The sequence below is a fragment of the Cellulosimicrobium funkei genome (assembly GCF_001019615.1).
GTDB classification, from domain to species: domain Bacteria; phylum Actinomycetota; class Actinomycetes; order Actinomycetales; family Cellulomonadaceae; genus Cellulosimicrobium; species Cellulosimicrobium cellulans_E.
Map to the genome: position 1 here is coordinate 1 of NZ_JNBQ01000063.1, position 9,571 is coordinate 9,571.

Consider the following 9,571-nt stretch of genomic DNA (forward strand, 5'->3'; position numbering starts at 1 on the left):
CGGTCGCGACGTCGGCCGCCGACGTCCGCGCCCGCCGCGCCTCGTCCCGCTCCGCGCGCGCCCGGGCGAGCTCGACCCCCGCGGCGCGACGCTCCTCCCGCGCGTCGCGCAGGACCCTGTCCGCCTCCGCCCGCTCGGCCGACGCCGCCTCGAGAGCCGCCCGGGCCTCGGCTCGCGCGCGGTCGGCGTCCGCCCGCAGCCGCCGCTCGGTGCGGCGCGCGCCGGCGAGCTCCGCCGTCGCGGCGTCCGCGCGCACGGCGGCGTCGCGCGCCTGCGCCCTCAGCTCCTCGACCTGCGCGGCCAGCCGGTCGCGGTCGCGACGCAACCGGGCGACCTCGCTGCGCTCCGAGCGTTCGGCGTGCAGCGTCGTGTCGAGCGCGCGGGCGCGCTCCACGGCCGCTTCCCAGCCGTCCGGGCGCAGCAGGAAGGCACCGGCGGCGCGCTCGCGGACGAGGGCGGGCGCGGCGGGGCCGTCGTCGCCCGGTTCCGCCACGGCCTCGGCCCCCGGTGCCGGCGTGAGGTCGTCGGGCGGTCCTTGGTCGTCCGGGACCGAGGGGTCCGACGACGCACCCGTCACGCTCCCGTGCTCGCGCGACCAGGCGGCGGCGACGGCGTGGCGGAACCCGGCGTCCTCGACCAGGGCGCGCCACAACGGCGCCGCACCGGCCGACGCGCGCCGGCGGGGTGCGAAGGCCTTGACGCGTTGCAGGGCGACGGGGACGAGCACCGGGTCGAGCGTGCCGAGCACGTCGGCCGCCGCCTCGACCAGCAACGCGCGCACCGCCGTCGGGACGCCGCCCCCGGGTCCTTCCTCGTCCGACCTCTCGGCCACCATCCGCTGCCCCTCCCGCGCGCCGGTCGTCGGGAGCGCGACCGGACATTTCGTCCCCGATCGTCCCGATTCCCCGAGGCACCACCCTATGCCGTGCCCGTGCCCGACCGAGGACCCCGCCGCGCCCTGCCTCGGCCGTGTCGGTGGCCGTCGCTAACCTCGCCGCCATGCCCTCCGGACCTCTCCTCGCCTCCTCGCGCGAGGGGTCCGCGCCACGAGGCGTGCCCGTCCAGGCCACGCTCGACGACCTCGGGACGCCGCTGCGCGACGTGACGTTCGTCGTCGTCGACCTGGAGACCACGGGCGGGTCGCCCGCTGGGGCCGGGATCACGGAGATCGGCGCCGTGAAGGTGCGCGGCGGCGAGGTGCTCGGGGAGTTCCAGACGCTCGTGGACCCCGGAGTCCCGGTCCCGGCCTTCGTGGCCCGCCTGACGGGGATCACCTCCTCCATGGTCGCGACCGCCCCGCGCATCGAGGCCGTGCTGCCGAGCTTCCTGGAGTTCGCGCGCGGCGCGGTGCTCGTCGCGCACAACGCGCCGTTCGACATCTCGTTCCTCAAGGCCGCGTGCCGGGCGGCGGACTACGAGTGGCCCGGGAACCAGGTGCTCGACACCGTCCCGCTCGCCCGCCGCGTCGTCACCCGCGACGAGGCCCCCAACCACAAGCTCGCGACCCTCGCCGCGCTGTTCCGGGCCACGGTGACGCCCGAGCACCGCGCGCTGGCCGACGCGCGCGCCACGGTGGACGTGCTGCACGCGCTCCTGGCACGGCTTGGGCCGCTGGGCGTCACGCACCTCGAGGACCTGGCCGGCGCAACGGACCCGGTACCCCAGGACGTGCGGCGCAAGCGGCACCTCGCGGACGACCTCCCGGACGCCCCCGGCGTCTACCTCTTCCGCGGGCCCGGGGACGAGGTGCTCTACGTCGGCACGTCGACGTCCATCCGGCGCCGCGTCCGGTCCTACTTCACCCGCTCCGAGAAGCGCAGCCGCATCACCGAGATGGTGCGCATCGCGCACGCTGTCACCCCGGTCGTGTGCGCGACGCCGCTCGAGGCGCAGGTGCGCGAGCTGCGCCTCATCGCGGAGCACGCGCCGCGCTACAACCGGCGGTCGCGCCACCCCGAGCGCATTACCTGGGTCCGGCTCACGGACGAGACCTACCCCCGCCTGTCCGTCGTGCGGGACGTCCGCGCCCCGGCGGCGCACATCGGGCCGTTCGCGTCCAAGCACCAGGCCCAGGCCGCCGTCGACGCCCTCCACGACGCGTTCCCGCTGCGCCAGTGCACGCGCCGGCTCCCGGTCGTCGCCTCGCCCGGCGCGACGGCGTGCGTCCTGGCGGAGATGGGACGGTGCTCGGCGCCGTGCACGACCGTCGCGCTCGACACCGGGTACGCGGCCGTCGCCACCGGCGTGCGAGAGGCGTTCGAGGGCGACCCGTCGCACGTCGTCGCGGAGCTCGGACGCCGGATCGTCGCGCTCTCGCGCGACGAGCGGTTCGAGCAGGCGGGCGAGCTCACGCATCGCCTACGGGCGTTCCTCGCGGGCGCGGCGCGGGCCCAGCGACTCGCTCCGCTCTCCGCGTGCGCCGAGCTCGTCGCCGCCCGCCCGACGGACACCGGCGGGTGGGAGATCGTCGTGGTCCGCCACGCCCGCCTGGCCGCGACCGGGGTGAGCGACCCCGGCGCGGACCCGTGGCCCCTCGTGGACGCCCTCGTCGCGACGGCGGAGACCGTCGCACCGCCCGTGCCGCCCGCCCCGGCGAGCCACCCCCACGAGGCCGAGATCCTGCTGTCGTGGCTCCAGGAGCCCGGGGTGCGGATCGTCGACGTCTCCGGCCCGTGGGCGTGCCCGGTCCGCTCGGCGGGCTCCCACGTCGACCTCGCCGCCACGGCCCGCGACGTCGCGCGCCACGCCGGTCCGGGCGACCGCCCCGACCTGGCGCACGCGGCGCCCGGCGTGACCGTAGAGTGGTCGCCAGTCGACGACCCGACCCCGGAGGAACCATGCTGACCGCCATCGTCCTGATCGACACCGACCCCGCTCGCATCCCCGAGGTCGCGTCCGAGGTCGCCGACCTCAAGGGCGTCAGCGAGGTCTACTCGGTCACGGGCAAGGCGGACCTGGTCGCCATGGTCCGGGTCCAGGAGCACGACCAGCTCGCCGACGTCATCGCGGACCGCATCAGCAAGGTCCCGGGAGTCGTGCGCACCGAGACGTTCATCGCGTTCCGCGCCTACTCCAACGTCGACCTCGAGCAGGCGTTCGCGCTCGGCCTCGACGACTGACGAGGCGGCCGGCGACCGCCGACCGCTCGTCCAGCAGGGTCAGTCCCGCGCCGCAGCCTCCGCCCAGCGCGCGAGGACGTCGCGGGCCGCGCCCGTGTCCACGCTGCGCGCCGCGATCTCGTAGGCGGCGCACAGGCGCGCGGGGAGCGCGCCCTCCGAGGTCCCGGGCAGCGTGCCGTCCGCGACGAGCCCGGCTGCCGCGTTGAGCAGCACCGTCTCCCGCACCGGCCCTGGCTCGCCCGCCAGGAAGCGTCGCGCCACGTCGGCGTTGTGCGCCGCCTCGCCGCCCCGCAGGTCGGCGATCGTGACCGGCGCGAGGCCCAGGTCGGCGACCGGGTCGAGCCGCTGCTCGGTCACGACGCCGTCGCGCACCTCCCACACCGTCGCCCCGCCCGTCGCGGCGAGCTCGTCGAGCCCGTCGTCGCCGCGGAACACGAGCGCCGAGGTCCCGCGCCCCGCGAGCACCCCGGCGATGAGCGGCGCCATGCGCGCGTCCGCGACACCGATCGCGGCCGCACGCGGCTGCGCGGGGTTCGTCAGCGGGCCGAGGACGTTGAACGCCGTCGGGATGCCGAGCTCCCTGCGCGCGACGCCCGCGTGGCGCATGGACGGGTGGAAGACCATGGCGAAGCAGAACGTGATGCCCGCCTCCTGCACGATGCGGGCCACGCGCTCGGGCCCGTGGTCGAGCCGGATGCCCAGCTCCTCGAGCACGTCCGCCGCGCCCGACGACGAGGTCGCGGCCCGGTTGCCGTGCTTGACGACCCGCACGCCCGCTCCCGCGATGACGAGCGAGGCCATCGTCGAGATGTTGACCGTGTGCGCGCGGTCCCCGCCCGTGCCGACGATGTCGACCGCCGGCCCGTCCACCGTGAACCGGCTCGCGTGGGCCAGCATCGCGTCCGCGAGGCCCGTCAGCTCGGCGACGGTCTCACCCTTCGCGCGCAGCGCCACGAGGAAGCTCGCGAGCCGCACGGGCGACACCTCGCCCGACATCACCTGGTCCATCGCCCAGGCGGTGGAGTCGGCGTCGAGGTCGTGCCCCGCGACGAGCTCGGTCAGCAGGCCGGGCCACGTGAGCCCCGTGCCCGTCGAGTCGCTCGTGGTCGAGGCGGCGGGGTGCGGGGTGGCGGTCACGGGTGGCCCTTCGGCTGGTCGGTCTCCTGTCGGCTACCGCGTGCCGGCGGCACGCAGCAGGTCGGCGACGGCACGCTGGAGGGCGACCGCGTCGAACGGTCGCGGCACCGCGTCGTCGGCGAGCGACCACGATGCTAGCCAACCGTCCTGCGGCCTGCCGGTGAGGACCAGGACGGGCGGGCAGCGGTAGACCTCGTTCTTGAGCTGGCGGCACAGACCCATGCCGCCGGCCTTGTCCGCCTCACCGTCGAGGACGAGCAGGTCCCACCCGCCCGCGTCGGCGGACGTCACGACGGCGGCCGGGGTCGCGACCTCGAGCCACTCGATGTCCGGCTGACCCGCACCCAGCCGGCGCCCGACGGCGAGGCGCACCTGCTCGCGCACCGTCACGTCGTCGCTGTAGAGGAGGATGCGCGGCGCGCGCGGGGTCACGCTCGTGTCCCCGTGCGTCGTCGTCACGGTCGTCGTCATCGTCGTCACCGTCGCCTTCGTGGTTCCCTCGGGTGGTCCGGGAGGGCGCGCGCCGAACGCCTGCGGCGCGCGCGTCCCGACTGGCATCTTGGCACGTCACAGCCGATCGCAGCACCCCCTCGCGCGGTGTCGGCGCCGACCGGCGGAGGACCCGGGACCAAGGGCCCTGGCCGGGCCTGCGAGCGCGCCAGTTTCATGGCACTTAGCAGCGATCCGTCACCAAGTGCAGGTCTCCGTGGGAAGATCTGGAGACATTGTGAGATTCACCGCCTCCGGGCGGTCGTCTGCGTGCCGCGAAGGGCCCGTTCGTCGGCCATAATGGCTTCTGTGTCGACCGCAACGGCTGCCCCCCACGCCCATCAGCACGTGAGCGTCAACCGACCGAACCCCGTCTCGGTCGGGACGATCGTGTGGCTGGCCAGCGAGCTCATGTTCTTCGCCGGCCTCTTCGCCATGTACTTCACGGTCCGCGCCGTGATGCCCGCCGACGAGTGGGCCCTGCAAGCGGACAAGCTCAACCTGACCTTCGCGGCGATCAACACGACCGTCCTGGTGCTGTCGTCGGTGACGTGCCAGATGGGCGTGTGGGCCGCCGAGCGCTTCCAGCCCGTGCGCACCGGATCGATCTTCCAGGTGAACCGCTGGGGGATGAACGAGTGGATGACCCTCACGTTCCTCATGGGCGCGTTCTTCATCGGCGGTCAGATCTTCGAGTACGCCGAGCTCGTCGAGCACGGCGTCTCGATCTCCTCGACGCCCTACGGCTCCGTCTTCTACATCACGACCGGCTTCCACGGCCTCCACGTCGTCGGTGGCCTGATCGCCTTCCTGTTCCTTCTCGGCCGCTCGTTCTCGGCCAAGAACTTCGGGCACCACGAGGCCACGACGGCCATCGTGACGTCCTACTACTGGCACTTCGTCGACGTCGTGTGGATCGCGCTGTTCTTCGTGATCTACATCTTGCGCTGACGACCCGCCCGGGGTCCGCCCCGGACCGCCCACCCGCCCCCTGCTCCCCCACCTGCGAGACGAGGATCATTTCGTGAAGGCACTCGCCGCCCGCAGACACCACCGCTTCGCGCCGGTCGTGCTGCTGCTGCTGGCGCTGCTGGTCACCGGTGGCGTCTACGCCGCCTTTGCACCGACCCCGGCCAACGCCGAGACCGCCAGCACCGAGGACATCGAGACCGGCCAGAAGCTGTTCCAGGCCAACTGCGCCACGTGCCACGGCCCGAACGCCGAGGGCACGGACACGGCTCCGTCGCTCGTCGGTGTCGGCGCCGCGTCGGTCGACTTCCAGGTGTCCACCGGCCGCATGCCCATGCAGATGGACGGTCCGCAGGCCATCCAGAAGCCTCGCCAGTTCGACGAGGAGCAGACGGCGCAGCTCGCCGCCTACGTCGCCTCGCTCGGTGCCGGCCCGGCGATCCCGACGGACGAGCAGGTCGACGCCTCGCTCGGCGACGTCGCGAACGGCGCCGCGATCTTCCGCACCAACTGCGCGATGTGCCACAACGCCGTCGGGGCGGGCGGCGCGCTCTCCGAGGGCAAGTTCGCGCCTCCGCTGTGGGACACGTCGGAGCGCAACCTCTACCAGGCGATGCTCACCGGTCCGCAGTCGATGCCGGTCTTCAACGACGCGACCATCACGCCGGAGGAGAAGCGCGACGTCATCGCTTTCCTCGTCGACCAGCGTGAGGGCTCGGCCGGTGGTCTGTCGCTCGGCTCGCTCGGCCCGGTCAGCGAGGGCCTGTGGGCCTGGATCGTCGGAATGGGTCTCCTCATCGGGGCCGCAGTGTGGATCGGAGCGAAGTCCTCGTGAGCGACTACCAGAACCCCCGGTCGCCCGAGTCCTCGCACCGCGAGGTCGGGCGCCGCGAGGAGCACGGCACCCTCGAGACGTTCCCGGACCCGGGGCTGCCCGAGCACAAGAGCCGCATGGCGGACCGCGACCCGAAGGCGTCGAAGCGCGCCGAGCGCCAGGTCGCGACCCTCTTCGGCATCTCGGTGATCGGCACGATCGCCGCGCTCGTCGTCTACTTCGTCATCCCGCCGGACGGGACCACGGCGGGCGTGCGCCTGTCGACGCTCTCGCTCGGTGTGGCCATCGCCTTCGCGCTGCTCGGCATCGGCCTCGGCGCCGTGCACTGGGCGAAGGTGCTCATGTCCGACCACGAGAAGGTCGACGAGCGCCACCCCATCGCGAGCGACGCCGAGACCCGCGTCGGCGCGATCGCCGAGCTCGAGGCCGGCGCCAAGGACTCGGGCATCGCCCGCCGCGGCGTCCTCAAGGGTGCGGTCATCTCCGCGCTCGCGCTGTTCCCCCTCACCATCGCCGTCCCGCTCGTCGGCAGCGTCGGTGGCGACTGGAACGTCTCGAAGTTCAAGCACACCCTCTGGAAGCCCGGGACGCGCCTCGCGATCGACCCCTCCGGCCGGCCCATCAAGGCGGCGGACGTGACGATCGGCTCGGTCGTGCACATCATCCCGGAGGCCTCCCAGGAGGAGATGCAGTCCCACGAGTGGATCACGGAGAAGGCCAAGGCCGTCGTCCTGCTGGTCCGTCTCGACCCGCGTGACATCGTGTCCGACCAGTCCCCCGAGGGTGAGACCTGGTCGTACGACGGGATCGTCGCGTTCTCCAAGATCTGCACGCACGTCGGCTGCCCCGTGGCGCTCTACGAGCAGCAGACGCACCACCTGCTGTGCCCGTGCCACCAGTCGACGTTCGACGTGGCCGACAGCGCCAAGGTGGTCTTCGGGCCCGCGAAGCGGCCCCTGCCGCAGCTGCCGATCACCGTTGATGACGAGGGCTACCTGGTCGCCCAGAGCGACTTCCACGAGCCCATCGGCCCGAGCTTCTGGGAGCGTCTGAAGTGACCACCAGCACCGGAACCGCCGCACCCAAGGCGGCCGCACCGAAGGCAGCCGCGCCGACGACCCCCGCCGGCAAGGCCGCCGACTACCTCGACCAGCGCACCGGCATCGGCGTCGCCGTCAAGGAGTTCGCGCGCAAGGTCTTCCCCGACCACTGGTCGTTCCTCCTGGGCGAGATCGCCCTGTACTCGTTCGTCGTCCTGATCCTCACGGGGATCTTCCTGACGATGTTCTTCGTGCCGAGCATGTCGCTCGTCACGTACCACGGCGAGCCCGCGTCGATGAACGGCGTGCTCATGTCCGACGCGTTCGCGTCGACGCTGCACATGTCGTTCGAGGTGCGCGGCGGTCTGCTCATGCGGCAGATCCACCACTGGGCGGCGCTGATCTTCCTCGCGGCGATCGTCACGCACATGATGCGCGTGTTCTTCACGGGCGCGTTCCGCAAGCCGCGCGAGATCAACTGGCTCGTCGGCATGCTGCTCATGATCATGGGCCTCGCCGCCGGCTTCTCCGGCTACTCCCTGCCCGACGACGTCCTGTCCGGCAACGGCCTGCGCATCACCGACGGCGTCGTGAAGTCGATCCCGCTCATCGGGTCGTACCTCTCCTACTTCATCTTCGGCGGCGAGTTCCCGGGCGAGCACATCATCCCGAGACTCTTCACGGTGCACATCCTGCTCGTGCCCGGCCTGATCCTCGCGCTCGTCGCGCTCCACCTGTTCTTCGTCGTGCTGCACAAGCACACGCAGTACCCCGGTGGCGGCCGCACGGACACGAACGTGGTCGGCTACCCGCTGTTCCCGGTGTACGTGGCCAAGGCCGGCGGCTTCTTCTTCGTCGTGTTCGGCATCCTCGCCCTCATGGGCGGCACGATGGCGATCAACAACGTGTGGAACTACGGTCCGTTCGACCCGTCACCGGTGTCCGCGGGAGCACAGCCCGACTGGTACATGCTGTTCCTCGAAGGCTCGCTACGACTCATGCCGGGCCAGGCGGAGTTCGTGACGTGGGGCGACTACACCGTGCCGCTCAACGTCCTGATCCCTGCCGTGGTGGTTCCCGGCCTGCTGTTCACCTTCCTGTTCGTCTACCCGTTCCTCGAGGCCGCGGTGACGAAGGACAAGCGTGAGCACCACGTACTCGACCGTCCGCGCAACGTGCCGGTTCGCACCGGTCTGGGCGTCGCCTTCCTCACGGCGTTCATCATCCTGGCTCTCGCCGGGTCGAACGACCTCATCGCGACGCACTTCCACATGTCGATCAACACGATCACCTGGGCGTTCCGGGTCCTGTTCTTCGTCGGTCCGTGGTTCGCGTTCTGGATCACCAAGCGCATCTGCCTCGGCCTCCAGCGCAAGGACCGCGAGCTCGTGCTCCACGGCCACGAGACGGGCCGGATCGTGCGGTTCGCGCACGGCGAGTACATCGAGGTGCACCGCCCGCTCGACGAGCAGGAGCGTTGGCTCCGGGTCAACTACCAGGCCCACGAGCCGCTCGAGATCGAGCCGGCGACGGACTCTCGCGGCGTGCGCCGCAAGGGCTACAAGAAGGACAAGCGCCTCCAGCGCCTGTCGCGGTTCTTCTACGAGGACCGGATCGAGCCCGTGACGCCCGTCGAGCTCGCGGCCGCGCACTCGCACGGCGAGCACGACGCGCTCGAGGGCGAGAGCCACGAGCAGATCGAGGCCGGTGCCGCCACCGTCGGTGGTGGGCGCGACCTCGTCGAGCCGGAGAAGGGCGCCGACGAGCGTCGACCCTGAGGTTCCTGCACAGTAGGACGATGACCCGCGACCAGTCCCCTCCTCGAGGCGGACAGGTCGCGGGTCATCGTCGTCTCGGCACCCGGGTGCGGCCAACCGCGCCCGCCTGAGGGCCTGAGACACCGTCAGTTCACCGCACAGCGGCCGCGGGACGCTCTCCCGCGGTTCCACCAGGAGGTACTCCGGATGCCCGTCTACACCCTG

Annotated in this window: 8 protein-coding genes and 1 pseudogene; 6 read left to right on the forward strand and 3 right to left on the reverse strand. The window is 72.4% G+C overall.

Annotated elements, in window-relative coordinates; all coding sequences use genetic code 11:
* Positions 1-835: pseudogene (locus FB00_RS20345) on the reverse strand (hypothetical protein); the annotation flags it as partial.
* A 164-nt stretch (positions 836-999) separates the two neighbouring features.
* Between FB00_RS20345 and FB00_RS20350 the strand changes: the two are divergent.
* Together FB00_RS20350 and FB00_RS20355 are read left to right on the forward strand one after the other, a co-directional pair.
* Positions 1,000-2,844 (forward strand): DEDD exonuclease domain-containing protein, encoded by a 1,845-nt coding sequence (locus tag FB00_RS20350; protein WP_082141562.1) that lies wholly within the window; start codon positions 1,000-1,002, stop codon positions 2,842-2,844.
* Positions 2,838-3,119, forward strand: coding sequence for an Lrp/AsnC family transcriptional regulator (locus FB00_RS20355; protein WP_024840033.1), 282 nt, complete (start codon positions 2,838-2,840; stop codon positions 3,117-3,119). The genes FB00_RS20350 and FB00_RS20355 overlap by 7 nt, the downstream gene beginning before the upstream one ends.
* Before the next feature lie 39 nt (positions 3,120-3,158).
* Here the strand turns inward: FB00_RS20355 and trpD are convergent, their stop codons facing one another.
* Both trpD and FB00_RS20365 read right to left on the reverse strand, forming a co-directional pair.
* Positions 3,159-4,256 carry an anthranilate phosphoribosyltransferase gene (trpD, locus tag FB00_RS20360; RefSeq protein WP_047234748.1) on the reverse strand — a complete coding sequence of 366 codons (1,098 nt, stop codon included), beginning with the start codon at positions 4,254-4,256 and terminating at the stop codon, positions 3,159-3,161.
* Between the two features lie 33 nt (positions 4,257-4,289).
* Positions 4,290-4,727 (reverse strand): response regulator transcription factor, encoded by a 438-nt coding sequence (locus FB00_RS20365; RefSeq protein ID WP_047234754.1) that lies wholly within the window; start codon positions 4,725-4,727, stop codon positions 4,290-4,292.
* 318 nt (positions 4,728-5,045) lie between these two features.
* Here FB00_RS20365 and FB00_RS20370 point away from each other — a divergent pair, with 318 nt between their 5' ends.
* The 4 genes from FB00_RS20370 to FB00_RS20385 all read left to right on the forward strand — a co-directional run bounded on the left by FB00_RS20370 (position 5,046) and on the right by FB00_RS20385 (position 9,367).
* Positions 5,046-5,696: a cytochrome c oxidase subunit 3 gene (locus FB00_RS20370; RefSeq protein WP_082141561.1), complete on the forward strand. Its 651-nt coding sequence runs from the start codon at positions 5,046-5,048 to the stop codon at positions 5,694-5,696.
* 73 nt (positions 5,697-5,769) lie between these two features.
* Positions 5,770-6,549: a c-type cytochrome gene (locus FB00_RS20375; RefSeq protein WP_047234750.1), complete on the forward strand. Its 780-nt coding sequence runs from the start codon at positions 5,770-5,772 to the stop codon at positions 6,547-6,549.
* Entirely contained in the window at positions 6,546-7,607 is a 1,062-nt protein-coding gene (locus FB00_RS20380; RefSeq protein WP_047234751.1) for a ubiquinol-cytochrome c reductase iron-sulfur subunit, read from the forward strand. Before FB00_RS20375 ends, FB00_RS20380 begins: the two co-directional genes overlap by 4 nt.
* Positions 7,604-9,367, forward strand: a complete 1,764-nt coding sequence (locus FB00_RS20385; protein ID WP_047234752.1) for a cytochrome b — start codon at positions 7,604-7,606, stop codon at positions 9,365-9,367. The genes FB00_RS20380 and FB00_RS20385 overlap by 4 nt, the downstream gene beginning before the upstream one ends.
* Positions 9,368-9,571 lie beyond the last annotated feature (204 nt).